We start from the raw sequence: 13,372 nt of genomic DNA, 5'->3' as shown, positions 1-13,372 counted from the left end.
TAACTATACTCACACCAACAGGGTCAATGAATAATTGGTGCATTATGTGGCAATCTATTGAGCAAGCAATCAAAACTGAAACCGGTGAGCAATTCACTATTGAAAAAAAGCGCCTTATTTCAACAAGTGAAAGCAATTTAGCTTACCAACTAAGCAATAAGCATCATCATTACTTTATTAAAATTAAAGATAAAAATCACTTCAACCATTTTGAATCAGAAGCTTACGCCCTAAATCAAATACGTTCTCTTAAACAAATCACTTGCCCCGAAGTTATAGCATTAGGAAGCACCCTTGATAAAAGCTTTATTGTGCTTGATTACATTCCATTTTCACACGCTACCGAAAAACATTGGTATAATTTAGGTGCACAGCTCGCCTTGATGCATAAAGGTTCGTCACATGGACAATTTGGTTGGCAACACGACAATTATATTGGCGACACTTTACAGCCGAACAACTGGCGTAGTAATTGGAAAACCTTCTTCTCAGAACAACGAGTTGCTTGGCAATTACAATTACTGAGCGAAAAATCAATAACACTGGGTAACATTGACCATATTACTGATATTTGCCACGACGCATTAAATCATCACGATGTTAAACCTTGCCTAGTTCATGGTGACTTATGGATGGGTAACTTAGGCTTCACAGATTCTTTGTCAGTCATTTATGATCCTGCTTGCTATTATGGTGACCGAGAAGTCGATATTGCGATGACCGAACTCTTTGGCCAACTACCTTATGATTTTTATCAGGGTTACCAAGATATTTTCCCCCTTGAAAAAGGCTATGAGCAACGAAAGCTCATTTATAATTTTTATCATATCCTAAATCATGCAAATCTATTTGGTGGTATCTATATTGATCAATCGAGAGCTTTGTTATCTCGAATTTTATCATTACATTAATGTTAAAATAAAATTGATTGCACACAGTAAGTTAAATAATTTAGACAACTTTATTTTTGATTTTGTTAGCGATTTTTACAAATATGAACATACTTAATCATCAGTAACCAAAAGAATCTAGGAGGCAAAATGTCCCAGGAATCAAGCTTACAAGCGATAAAAGACAAACGTATTAGCTGCCCTCATTGTGGTCATCACTTACATTTAGCTTTAGATACATCGGCTGGTGATCAAGATTATTACGAAGAGTGCCCTTCTTGTTGTCGAGATATTCACTTAAATATGCATATTGATGAATACCGCCAAAAAATTCAATTAGCGATAGACAGTGATGACGAACAAGTTTTTTAGTAATTATTACTCTTGTTTTCGCTTCACCATTGTTTTTTATAAAGGCTAAATTCACTAGAGAAACATTGCACAACTGCTTTAAACCTATATCATTCTCATCTTGATCATTTTTCTTCTTAAAATGATGGTTTTATAAGCACTCTTCCCTAATGAATATTACTGACTTTAGAAAAAACACCAAAAGCCTAATGAAATTGGCTTATCCTATTTTGATCGCTCAACTTGTGCAAACCCTAATGGGATTTGCAGACACGGTGATGGCTGGTCGAGTGAGCGCTACCGACATGGCTGCAGTAGCGGTTGCTAGCAGTGTTTGGTTGCCCTTAATACTAACTATATATGGTTTAGTCATGGCACTTGCTGCCATAGTATCGCAACTTGCTGGAGCAAAAAAATTCCATTACGTTGCCAAAGCGACCTATCAAACCGCATGGATAGCATTAACCTTAGGTCTGTTGTTGATCGTTTTATATTATGCGATCACTCCCTTAGTCATTGAACAGATCCCGCTAGAAAGTCATTTAAAACAATTACTTTTTGATTACTTAGGCTATATCGTTTGGGGTGGTCCAGGTTTTTGTTTATATCTTGTCTTAAGAAACTACTCTGAAGGTTTGTCGCATACCAAACCAACAATGATCATCAGTATCATAGGTTTGTTAATTAATATTCCGGCTAATTATATTTTTATCTACGGTGAGTTTGGCATGCCTGCATTAGGGGGTGCCGGTTGTGGTATCGCCACAGCTATCGTTTATTGGGTTATGTTTGTCTCGATGTTTATTTATTGTTACGTATCAAAAAAATTAAAACATGCCTCATTATTTGAACGTTTTTACTGGCCGAACTGGCTAGAAATAAAAGAAATACTGACGATCGGTTTTCCTATTGCAATGTCATTACTGTTTGAGGTGAGTTTATTTGCCGTAGTCGCAATTATTCTGGTGCCCTTTGGTGCAGAGGTTGTTGCAAGCCATCAAATAGCCATTAACTTTTCAGGCTTAGTATTTATGGTGCCATTAAGTTTAGCTATGGCCGTGACTATACAAGTGGGTTATGCCGTTGGTAATAATGATTTAGCTAACGCGAAAGAAATATGCAATTATTCACTGATATTGTCACTTGTTATTGCAGTTGGTACTGCACTATTAACGATTGCTTTACGCTACCCCATCGCAGAAATATATACGCTAGATAGAAAAGTGATTGAGTTAGCCGCTAGCCTAATGTTTTTAGCTTCTTTATTTCAGTTTTCCGATGCAATACAAGTTATTTCTGCGGGAGCATTGCGAGGCTATAAAGATACGCAGTCTATTTTATACATTACTTTCTTTTCATATTGGGTCATTGGCTTAAGTTTAGGGCTAATTTTAGGGTTAACCAACTGGATAATTGACCCGATTGGTCCTTATGGTTTTTGGATAGGTATAATTTTTGGCTTAACAACCGCAGCCGTATTATTAGCTTGGCGACTCAGTATCATTCAAAAAAGAGTCGAAATGGCGCATTAATAAGCAAACAGTTAATTATTTAAATTGAAATACATAAAACTACTTGCAACTAACATTTCATATCGATAATATGACGCCCGTTGGTTAAAGCAACTAACAATTGCTCGCTTAGCTCAGTTGGTTAGAGTACTTGCATGACATGCAAGGTGTCACTGGTTCGAGTCCAGTAGCGAGCACCAAATTGAGGTTCAACAAGAACCTATAAAGACCGGAATATCCCAATTTAACAGGGTATTCCGGTTTTTTTATGTCCTAAATAGTTTTATGCCGTTCCGTGACATCAGCACTTTTTAGGAGTACTTTTAGGAGTACCAGACCAATCTATCAAGTTGCAGTACTCCAAAATGGCAAAATTAACAAAACCACTAACCAACACAGAAGTAAAACAAGCTAAACCAAAAGACAAACTATATAAGCTTAGTGATGGCGGTGGTTTATTATTAAGAGTGAAACCCAACGGCTTTAAGACTTGGGTGTTTGATTACTATAAACCTCATTCCAAATCACGCACCACTATCGGTTTTGGTACATATCCTGAAGTTTCATTAGCTGACGCTAGAAAAAAACGTGAAGCTGCTAGAGAGTTAGTAGCTAAAGGTGTCGACCCCAAAGAACATAAAGACGACAAGCATCGTGAGCAATTACTTGCCGCCAACCACACCTTAGAAAGTGTAGCTACCGATTGGTTTGCTATAAAACAAACTACCATTGCAGAAAACACAGCTAAAAGTTTATGGCGTAAGTTTGAAAACCATGTATTCCCTAAATTAGGCCACCGACCCATTGATAAAATATTAGCACCTGAAGCTATAGAGGCTTTAAAACCATTGGCAGCTAAGGGTAATTTTGAAACAACAGGAAAAATAATTGGCCACTTAAACAACGTAATGAATCACGCTGTTAATATCGGCATATTACACCACAACCCCTTATCAGGTATCCGTAGTGCATTTCAAACAGCTAAAGCCACCAATATGCCAACCATTCGCCCGCATGAATTAGGTAAACTAATGAAGGACATCAGTTACGCTAGTATTATGCTAACAACTCGATGTTTAATTGAGTGGCAATTGCATACCATGACCCGCCCTAGTGAAAGTGCAAAAGCTGAATGGTCTGAAATAGACTTAGACAATAAGTTATGGATTATCCCTGGTGAGCGTATGAAAATGCGAATAGAGCATAAAGTGCCTCTTACACCACAAACCATAGAGATATTAGAGCGATTAAAACCACTCAGTGGTCATCGAAAGTATTTATTCCCTTCATATACCGATCATAATAAGCATTGTAATACTGAATCAGCAAACAAAGCCCTAGGCCGCATCGGATATAAAAACAAACTGGTAGCTCATGGGTTACGAGCACTCGCGAGTACCACGTTAAATGAGCTGGGGCATGACCCTGACGTCATTGAATCAGCATTGGCACATTTAGATAAGAACATAGTTAGACGAGCTTACAATCGCGCTGAATATCTTGAACGTAGACGTGTGTTAATGTGCTACTGGTCACAACACATTGAAACTGCTGTAAATGGCAAAATCAGTACTGAAGATAACATCAAACATTTAAAAGCTGTTTAACAATGCAGACATACAAAATACAAGGCAAATATTTCCACAAAAACAATCCTTTTCAGCATTATATCTTAGGAATATCTCGCCACTAACTCGTGTAACTTGGCGATAAAAGTCTCGTTTCGTATGCCGTTTGTTGCTTGTTCCTTCAACGGCAACAACCTAATGGCCGGAGAGTTTTTGAGACGTGTCATCAAGTGTAAGAGTTTACCTAAAGCAACACACTCCGGCAAACGTTCTTCCCACCGAACTTTTTTACTAAGGTCATTTGGATACTCATGCCGGTCATCGATCAAGTTGCCGCAATTTTGTAACCTGAAGAAACGACTCATCTATTGGATAAAATATACTGGTCAGCACAAGTGAAGTCGTAATTATTAATTAGCACTACAACTGGCTTTCTTCGGATTAAGGGGGCAAACACCTTCTCTGCTGACATGTAGTAATGAGCTTCATCAACTAAAGCATACATTCGATAACTCTCTTGTTTTGCGGTGTATGCGTATTGATCGCGTAACGATGCCCTCAACTTGAAATTCATCATCGGCTGATATAGTTACGGGCTTATGCAAGGGCGAAGCTGAGAGAAGTTGTGCTTTATCCTTATCAATCAACTTGCAAGTAAAGCAGCCATTATAGTTTGCAACAATAACATCGCCTTGTTGTAATTTTTCAGCTCTGTCTACAAGCAACAAATCTCCATCGAAAATGCCAACACCTTCCATCGAATTACCCTTTGCTAGCCCGATAAATGTAGCATCAGGATGTATGATCAATAGTTGATCTAATGATAAGCCAAGCTCTTTATACTCGGCAGCAGGTGATTCAAAGCCAGAGATACCAGCTTCAATGTTCAAAGGAATAACTTTCATAACAATAACCACTGTAAATTTATACAGTATAGCAGGGTTATTATAAATATTGCGCATTTCTTGTGTTGGTATTGGGTGCGTTAGTTTCCCGAGGACGTTTCTCAGGTTCGCCAGCACATTTTAAAACGGCCTAAGTAATTTGTTTCATTAAGTAATTATTAATACCTATATCACTTATGCCACAATATAGTCATTAGCATTTAAATAGACGACAACAAAAAAGTACTTATACTGGTGCATTAAATCACTTCACGAAATGTTAGTTAGCGTTCTTAATTTAGAACGTTTGTATTAACCCAAGATTGCCTAGGAGTAACTAGTGTCTGACTCTACTTTATTTTATGTACATGACCCAATGTGTAGTTGGTGCTGGGGACATCGCCCTCAATGGGAACACTTACAAGCAGCTTTACCAGAATCAGTTTCGGTAAAGAATGTGGTAGGCGGTCTTGCGCCAGACAGTGACAAAGTTATGCCTTTAGCCCAACAGAAAGCGATAGGCGGTTACTGGAAAAAAATTGAAGGAATGCTTGGTACTCAATTTAATCACGATTTTTGGCAGAAAAACATACCACGTCGATCAACTTATCCCGCTTGTCGATCTGTCATTGCTGCGCGATGGCAGAATGCAGAAGAGAAAATGATAGCGGCTATACAAGAGGCTTATTATTTAAAGGCCAAAAACCCTTCAGATACTAAAACACATCTTCTGTTAGCGGCTGAGTTGGGGCTTGATTCTGATAAATTTTCAGCAGATTTCAGGTCAGAAAAGTTAGAAAAAATTTTTATGCAAGAGTTGCAGTTTGCTCGTAGCTTACCTATAAACGGTTTTCCGTCAATGGTGTTACAACATCAGGATCAAGTAGATGTTATCCCGCTTGATTATAAAGATTATCATGGTGCTATAGAGGTAATAACCGAAATCATTGCCTAACGTTGTGTTAAGCATACCCTGATAAACGACTCTGTCGTATACAGACATGTACGTATCTATATATTCGACCCCCATGATCTACTGTTGTATGGATCGGAGGGGTAATGGTCTTGTTTTGCCACAAACCCGACCTAAGGTTTTAAAACCATAACGTCAGCTCTGGGTTAGTAAGCTGTCATAAATTGCGAGTGAAATTACTATATCTAGCAGTCACAATGAGCCTTTTGCAGACATTAAAAAGCCAGTTTAATTAGCTGGCTCTTATATCAACAGGAGGGTTTAGATTATTTTTTAGCTCTACGGAAAGCTAAACCCATAATACCTAAAGCAAAAATAAAAAAAGTTGATGGCTCTGGTACTTGATACTCACGTGATACGCTTATCATCGTTACATCATCTAAAGAGAACTGATGTGCTTCTAACAGTGCATTATATACTGCGAACCGACCAGAGCCTGAACCTTCTCCATCCGTCCAAAAATTTGCTTCGTTGCCGTCTTGATAAAAACCTAAGTTATCTATCCCTGTCTCACCAATTTTTCGATACGAGTAATTAATTCCATTAATGTCAAAGGGGTCAATCCCTGCGGGTTCCAATTCGTCATATATTGGTCGGAATAAGTTACTAAGGTCGAAAGATGCGTCTGCCAGAACTTGAAAATTCTCACACCAAACGCCAGGACAGACTCTTTCTCTAACTTCATATATTGTATCATCTAGAGTTCCTGCTATCGCGTCAGGGCCGTCGTTATAGATAGTTCTCTTAACTGATTTATCATCATAAGTAACAGTCCAGCTAAGGATGTCGTTCAAGCTATGCATATCATTCAAACTATGCCTTGATGAATTATTAATATCACTAACTGTTCCTTGCCATGTCTCAGTTATTAATCCTGCATTAGCAATATTAACCGACAAACATGCTGACAATATTAGTCCAAGCAAGGCTGTATTTAATAAGTTAAACTTCATAAAACATTCCTTGTACATTTTGTTATTTTAAATCGACGCGATGCTAAACCAACTATACCTAGTGCAAAAATAAAGAGAGTTGAAGGTTCAGGCACTTCAGTCGATCTTACCATTGCGTAGCCGATCGAACTGTATGGAGCCAAAGGTCCACAAGAACTTACATCACACCCAGCATAGTAAGTCAGTCTAGGGTATGTTGTTGGACTCCCAAATGATGCACCATATCTACCACTTGGTGTCATAGCGTATGCACCGTAACTGGCTGCTCCACTCTTCTCGAATTCAGACACAAAATCAGCTACAAGCTCAGTTTCACTTCTACTAGGGGAATAATTAGCGCTTACTCTATCATTACTATAATTTAAGTCGCCAAACACCTCAAAAAACAACTTATCTAACTCGACTTTCGTTGCCATTCTCCATTCTAGGTTCGCTTCTAATGCTTCATCAATGGTTAACCCACTTGTGGTGTCCCATCTTAGCCAATCTACATCATTAATAGTTGTCCACTCGGAGATTTCAGGGGTTTCATCTATGTATCCAGCGTGTGCGTTCTGGTACATTGTGCTTATCATTAAGCACGCCCCAAAACTCAATGTTACTATCATGTTTTTCATCAAATTGTCCTTTTTAATCCCTTTCCATCTTTATTGATAGGTAATCCGTAAAATCGTAATTTATTTATCTGTACACTTTAACACAAAAAACATACCAAACTTATAATGTTTCACAATTTCAATAGGATGCAAAGAATATGATATTTGCATATAATCGGATTGCAAAATATCCTGACACATAAACCCCATCAACCAGTTGGTTTCGTTAGGTTATTTCAGGTTTCTTAAAGTCATGTGAGTTTTGAACAATAGGTGAAGTAAGAACGCTTAATTTATAAGATTTTACATGTAAATCCCTTAGGTTCTGGACAATAATAGCTCGCAAAACTAGCCTTTATGTTGATAAATAAGTTAGAACTCATTTTATTGATTTTAGTTATCTAAAACTAGAACTCCACAGTCGGCTTTGAGGCTTGAAGCGGTCATTAGGATTAACTAGTGGCTGACTTCCCCAAAACGCACCAAGAAGTCTTTAGTATTTGATGAATTTATGAGTCAAAAACCGAACTACTTTTGTAAAGTGACAAGACTAACTGATGCCACACAGCCGACATTAGCACTTACTGGCTAGAATTGATTTCGGATTAGTTTTTGTATCGATAACGCCCCATTAAGAGGCTTTTAATTGTTGGCTAAAATGTGAAGCGAAGCGGAACCTAGCCAACTGTCAAAGTCCTGCTTGAATGGCTTGTGATATTTTTATCTACTCAATAGAAAATGAGGAGTAAATATTAGTTTCTTCATAATGTTCAAAATACGATATTGATTTTTCAAGAGTCTCAAAGAATTGATTTGGCAATATTTCACGGTCTTCCCATTTATTCGCAGGATATTTATAATGGATAAATTGATTTCTCTTCTCAGTAAGTAAAGCCATAACTTTGAGGTGCTCTGGAGCTAATGGACTTAAATTTAGAAGTTTAAACAACCAAGAAGTTTTCGCTTTATTATTAAGGCTACGAACAATTTCTTTAAAATCATTTTCATTTAACCCTTGCTTAGTAACTCTCTGTTTAACAATTCCATTTAACCAATGTTCCCACCAAGTACCATATAAGACTATTGATAACTCAATTCTTTCCGCTTTGAAATAGCCTCTCGCTTCTTCAAGTAATGTATCTTTATGCTCAAGAACCGAATGAGTAATTCCGCCATCATTATTTACATAATCGCGAGCGTAATCAAGTGCTTTTCGTTTCGCATCATTGGCCCCTAAACCATCCAAGTCCAAAAGACCTTCAGCAATACCTTCTCTAGCTATAGAGTTAATTAGAACTCTGCCGAGTTTCTCCTCGACTTTAATAATTTCACTTTCAGATAAATTTTCGAACATGGTGGCGACCTAAAAATATAACGCTTTGCTAAGCGGCTAAAAATGACTGGCTATAATAGCGAGGAACGAGAACAGCCAGCTGTTTGTGTCCGTTTAAGCAACTTGATAACTGTCTAGGTCCGATTCAAGGTATGGCCGTACGGAAATAAAACTTTTGAACTACCACTTAAGCTTGCATCAATATCTATACTTAAAAAGTTGCGAGGTATTATCATATCTTCCGACAACATACTCAAAAATGCATTATAACGCATCGGTTCATAGAAGACTTCATCAGAAAATACATGAGCACTTGGGTCAACTTGTATTACATCATCTCCCTCATAATAAACTCCAGTCACTTTATATTCACCGACACTATTTTTTTCAGTTGTAACGGCTACTGTTACATCATTAATTGGCTTACCTGGAATGACATAAAATCTATTTTGAAAAGGAAGTAGGCATTCAGATATAAATTCAAATGAAGGAGCTAAATCATCATGTTTTTGCAGTTCAAATACTGCATTAAACCTAGACAACTTAAACGAATTTCGAATATCTCCTTTAGAGCTAAAAAATATTTCAAACAGCATACCTTCAAGAATATTTTCAACTTTATCTTTATCAACACCTTGAGTTTTAGTTCTAAAGTTATTTATAAAATCAGATGAACCATCTGAACTGCCACAAGCTGCCTGATAAATATTTCTCCCTAGCACAAACAGTGTATCCTTATCGCTTTCTTTCAGGTCGTTACTTGTGACGGCCCTGATTGATGGGTTTTGTATATACCAATCATGCACTTTTAGCTTAGATATTATCTCATGTAGGGGCAATTTTTCATCTAATGCAAATAGTTCATCCGATATAGCAGATTTAGAATATTTATCAATTCGATTACCAAGACTTAAATTGAAGAAAAAATCGCCCATAAGGGATGTATGTTCCCAAGAAGTTTGTTTCCCCTTCGTAATTAAGGATAAAGAGTTCCTTACTCGCTTGAACACATTCTCAATAGGAGTGTCCGTTTTATTAAGATGTTTTAATAAAGCCTCTGTATAAGCTCCGTTTTGTCCTGAACCATCGCTTGCAGTTTCGCCAGGAGAAGTAGAATAGGCGATAATAGTACCTTTAGGAGCGAAGATTGGAGCTAAGCCTCTAACGGCAACATCTCTATTCCAAGCTCTTACATAAGGGTTATTTCTACACGCATCTAATATGATAATATTTGTTTTATTACTGCAACCTTCCATTAAATCGATTAGTTTATTTAAAGGAAATGAACTCCATTTTGCACTGAATTCTTCAGAAAAATCGGTATCAATAGCCGTGATAAAGTTTTCACCTTCGATTTGCATTCCATGACCCGCAAAATAGAATAGTCCCACATCATTACTATTAAGGCTTTCCTTAAACGTCTTAGCTGCCCGATCTATTTCCTCACTAGTACAGTCGGTTTTACAAATAACTGAGAAGTCTAGTTTTTCTAAAGCAGAAGTTACGTCTTCTGCGTCATTCTTAGGGTTTACTAAAAGTGCATTGTTATCATTATATGCACCATTACCTATTACTAAAGCGACCATTTTTCTATTCAATTTGGCACCTTCCTTGATTAAATACATGAGACAGTTAACGCCCAAAAAACAGGCAAAAAACAGGCAAAAAACAGTTGGTTAAAATAAGCGACGAATGAGCAAAAAGCAACTGTTTTTTGTCCTTGTTGATTTTCTTGTTATGTTTTAATTTGAAACTCTAAACCATCGTCATCAAGCGGCTTTAGGCTTGCAGAAAACAAATGATTTTTGTTATGCACAAGCTCAAGGTTTACATATGAAATTTTATCGGTGTAAGCATTTAAAAAGTGTGCCGAATTCTTACGGATATGATCGTCTCTGATTATCACTTTAGTGATTGTTTGAGAGTGATCAAGAAAAATTTTATTAGCGTCACTTGATTGGTTACCATCAACTGGGGCTAGTTTTATACGGAATACAGCATGATCATCCATAAGTTCAATTTCAGTTTGTTTTGCACCTATAGAGTCTTCGCCAAACTTGTACCAGACTTCGATTGATGTTTGTCCTTTTCTTAGGCTTCGAATCACCTAACTTCTCCTTAAAACATAACGCCTCGTTAAGAGGCAAATAATTGTTGGCTAAAATAAGCGACGCAGGAGCAAAAGCCAACTGTTATTTGTCCTGCTTTAGACTTGTTAGGTTTTATTTTCTATATGGTTTTCGCAGTTCTCAGTGATTTTTTCTACCAATATCTGAATATTACTTTCGCAATATTCAATCTGCTCAAGAACCCAGGGGTATTTTTTAAAGTGCTCAAACATACCATATTCTCTCTGTGATTTTTCTATAATAGGCTGAACAGGTAAAGAAGGAAAATTGGGAATTATTTGAGTAAGCTCTTGAGGAATACTTTTAGGGCTTGATAAATCGGCAACAACGAATTTAGCTAAAGAGGCCAGTGTAATTATAGTTTCGGTTACATCCCTGTTGCTTGGACCTTCAAAATCAAATAGTACAGGAAGATAACCGCGCTCTTGTAGTTCAAGCTTTATGGTATCAAGAACCGATTTTCTCTCTTCTGTAAATCTACCTAAAATTAGAACAACTTTAGACGTAATTGTATCGATTATATCCCTAATTTTCGAGTTATTAACTAGAAGGGATATGAATTGAGCCATTTCGATAGTTGGTACTGTTATCGATGTGCCTTCTTCCTCTATTAGTATATTACTTTGGTTGCTTCCGTCTAGAATTAAGTCCCAAGCAGAGACACCATAAACTCTTGCTCCGTCGATAACTGTATCCGTGAAGTTCGTTTTTACTAAGCTCATATTGCTTAATTTTGTAGAAATAAATTTTGAGCCTGAAAAGTTTGTTTCTTCTGCACTGCAATACGAAAGATCCGCACTTGTAAAATCACATTCCAGAAATTCAGTAGAACCTATTTTTGAAACAGCTAAGCCAGCTTCTTTGAAGCTACAATTTTGAAAGAAAGAGAAGCAAATATCTGAAAAATGAAGTGAACTACCAGCAAAAAAACAACTGATGAAATAAGAGTTTCTTGCTGTTATGCGATTTAGATTCATGTGCGATAAGTTGTAACCAGTAAATTCTGGCACATCATACATTTCAGTATAGGTATGAACATCTTTTTCGAAATCTATATCAGATAGATCAGGGCTTAGATTCGGGTTTTTATCTCTCCAAGCATTCCATACTTGAGAGCCTTTTTTGAAAATTTCGACATGTTCAGTTATTGCCACAAAAAGCTCCTAAAAACCAACTGTTTTTTATCCGTTTAAGCAACTTAGCTGCCCTCTGCCTTTGGTGTTTTTACTATTGGCATTTTAGGTGGGTTTCTTGCTGGTTGAAGGCCTTTTTCATCGTTAACTCTAATTGGCTGTTGTTTATTTTGCTGTTTATTATTAGACATAATCAATCCTTTCTTACATTTAAGTTAATTTTTTTCACTAGTTTCCGACTTTGTAGGCTTTACCTGTGGCATTGGTGGAGGGTTTCTTGCTGGTTGTAACCCTCTTTCCTCCGTAAGAGGCACTCTTCTTTGGTGATCAGTAGATGAATTTCTTTGATTATTAGACATATAAATTCCTAGGTTAAATAAAAATTAGTTAAGTAAACAGAGGCTGACTCTTCAGCTTGTTCATGTAATTTACCATCGGTTGGGACCGTAGTAGACACATACTTTTTAAGTGACTTCTGTTTTGCGGCTCTAATTTCAAAACGAGCTATGTTAATTTCTGTTGGAGTTAATTGACCATCTGAGATTGAATGCCATTTAAATTCGGCTCTAATCATTAATTCTTCTAGTTCATTTAAGAGCGATGAATATGCTTTAATCCTGCTTTTATAAGGTAAAAAAGGAGTAATGGCTGTAATTACTTGTGAAAAGGCAATTATACTAGCCCACAGCCATGAGTATTCATTCCATATAGCCCAAGCTCCTATGCTAGAACTTGATGTAATTGCTAGAAATATTTTAAAGAACCTATCGATTCCTTCTGATTTTTCAAGCTGCCTTTCAATAAACCCAATGTGAGTTTTTAATTGATAAAGTTCTTTCCAATATTGATTTTGCACCATACTTCCTTATATTAGTGGCAGCTAACGCCTATTACGGAGACTTATCAATAATGTCAGTTCCATAATTTTTATTAATTACCACTTAATATTCCACAATTTCACTAAATTATAAAGATTAAATTAACCAATATCTGTTGTACCTGAAAGAAATGACAGGTTTGTTGGTATTTACTGAGAAGTCTCAGTAATAAG

14 protein-coding genes and 1 tRNA gene are annotated in these 13,372 nt (G+C 36.8%); 6 read left to right on the top strand and 9 right to left on the bottom strand.

Features of this window, described 5'->3' with window-relative positions; all coding sequences use genetic code 11:
• The first annotated feature begins 26 nt into the window (after positions 1 to 26).
• From H4J75_RS09560 to H4J75_RS09540, 5 genes are all read left to right on the top strand, one after another.
• Positions 27 to 911, top strand: a complete 885-nt coding sequence (locus tag H4J75_RS09560; RefSeq protein ID WP_259368196.1) for a fructosamine kinase family protein — start codon at positions 27 to 29, stop codon at positions 909 to 911.
• A 129-nt stretch (positions 912 to 1,040) separates the two neighbouring features.
• Positions 1,041 to 1,262 carry a CPXCG motif-containing cysteine-rich protein gene (locus H4J75_RS09555; protein ID WP_070373751.1) on the top strand — a complete coding sequence of 74 codons (222 nt, stop codon included), beginning with the start codon at positions 1,041 to 1,043 and terminating at the stop codon, positions 1,260 to 1,262.
• A 149-nt stretch (positions 1,263 to 1,411) separates the two neighbouring features.
• Positions 1,412 to 2,773, top strand: coding sequence for an MATE family efflux transporter (locus tag H4J75_RS09550; protein ID WP_070373752.1), 1,362 nt, complete (start codon positions 1,412 to 1,414; stop codon positions 2,771 to 2,773).
• A gap of 102 nt (positions 2,774 to 2,875) precedes the next feature.
• Positions 2,876 to 2,952: transfer RNA gene (locus tag H4J75_RS09545), tRNA-Val, on the top strand.
• A gap of 165 nt (positions 2,953 to 3,117) precedes the next feature.
• Positions 3,118 to 4,359, top strand: a complete 1,242-nt coding sequence (locus H4J75_RS09540; RefSeq protein WP_182221995.1) for an integrase domain-containing protein — start codon at positions 3,118 to 3,120, stop codon at positions 4,357 to 4,359.
• 449 nt (positions 4,360 to 4,808) lie between these two features.
• On the opposite strand, the gene H4J75_RS09535 is transcribed toward H4J75_RS09540, so the two are convergent.
• Positions 4,809 to 5,225, bottom strand: coding sequence for a LexA family transcriptional regulator (locus H4J75_RS09535; protein ID WP_182172021.1), 417 nt, complete (start codon positions 5,223 to 5,225; stop codon positions 4,809 to 4,811).
• Positions 5,226 to 5,544: 319 nt separating this feature from the next.
• Between H4J75_RS09535 and H4J75_RS09530 the strand changes: the two genes are divergently transcribed.
• Positions 5,545 to 6,159: a DsbA family protein gene (locus H4J75_RS09530; protein WP_310733762.1), complete on the top strand. Its 615-nt coding sequence runs from the start codon at positions 5,545 to 5,547 to the stop codon at positions 6,157 to 6,159.
• Positions 6,160 to 6,443: 284 nt separating this feature from the next.
• Here the strand turns inward: H4J75_RS09530 and H4J75_RS09525 are convergent, their stop codons facing one another.
• The 8 genes from H4J75_RS09525 to H4J75_RS09495 all read right to left on the bottom strand — a co-directional run bounded on the left by H4J75_RS09525 (position 6,444) and on the right by H4J75_RS09495 (position 13,180).
• On the bottom strand, positions 6,444 to 7,088 hold the full coding sequence (locus tag H4J75_RS09525; protein WP_259366394.1) for a PEP-CTERM sorting domain-containing protein: 645 nt from the start codon (positions 7,086 to 7,088) through the stop codon (positions 6,444 to 6,446).
• A 38-nt stretch (positions 7,089 to 7,126) separates the two neighbouring features.
• On the bottom strand, positions 7,127 to 7,747 hold the full coding sequence (locus H4J75_RS09520) for a PEP-CTERM sorting domain-containing protein (RefSeq protein ID WP_182221993.1): 621 nt from the start codon (positions 7,745 to 7,747) through the stop codon (positions 7,127 to 7,129).
• A 703-nt stretch (positions 7,748 to 8,450) separates the two neighbouring features.
• Positions 8,451 to 9,080 (bottom strand): hypothetical protein, encoded by a 630-nt coding sequence (locus tag H4J75_RS09515; RefSeq protein ID WP_182221992.1) that lies wholly within the window; start codon positions 9,078 to 9,080, stop codon positions 8,451 to 8,453.
• Positions 9,081 to 9,193: 113 nt separating this feature from the next.
• Positions 9,194 to 10,657 carry a caspase family protein gene (locus H4J75_RS09510; protein ID WP_182221991.1) on the bottom strand — a complete coding sequence of 488 codons (1,464 nt, stop codon included), beginning with the start codon at positions 10,655 to 10,657 and terminating at the stop codon, positions 9,194 to 9,196.
• Between the two features lie 137 nt (positions 10,658 to 10,794).
• A complete protein-coding gene (locus H4J75_RS09505; protein WP_182221990.1) occupies positions 10,795 to 11,166 on the bottom strand; it encodes a hypothetical protein in 372 nt (123 codons plus the stop codon).
• A gap of 108 nt (positions 11,167 to 11,274) precedes the next feature.
• Positions 11,275 to 12,342, bottom strand: coding sequence for a pentapeptide repeat-containing protein (locus tag H4J75_RS09500; RefSeq protein WP_182221989.1), 1,068 nt, complete (start codon positions 12,340 to 12,342; stop codon positions 11,275 to 11,277).
• A gap of 44 nt (positions 12,343 to 12,386) precedes the next feature.
• Complete coding sequence (locus H4J75_RS20140) at positions 12,387 to 12,512, bottom strand: hypothetical protein (RefSeq protein ID WP_259366393.1); 126 nt, start codon at positions 12,510 to 12,512, stop codon at positions 12,387 to 12,389.
• A gap of 176 nt (positions 12,513 to 12,688) precedes the next feature.
• Positions 12,689 to 13,180 (bottom strand): hypothetical protein, encoded by a 492-nt coding sequence (locus tag H4J75_RS09495; protein WP_182221988.1) that lies wholly within the window; start codon positions 13,178 to 13,180, stop codon positions 12,689 to 12,691.
• Positions 13,181 to 13,372 lie beyond the last annotated feature (192 nt).

The sequence above is a fragment of the Colwellia sp. BRX10-1 genome (assembly GCF_014077545.1).
In the GTDB taxonomy this organism is placed as follows: Bacteria; Pseudomonadota; Gammaproteobacteria; order Enterobacterales; family Alteromonadaceae; genus Colwellia_A.
Note: the sequence above shows the minus strand (reverse complement) of the source record. Positions and strands in the feature narration are given on the sequence as shown.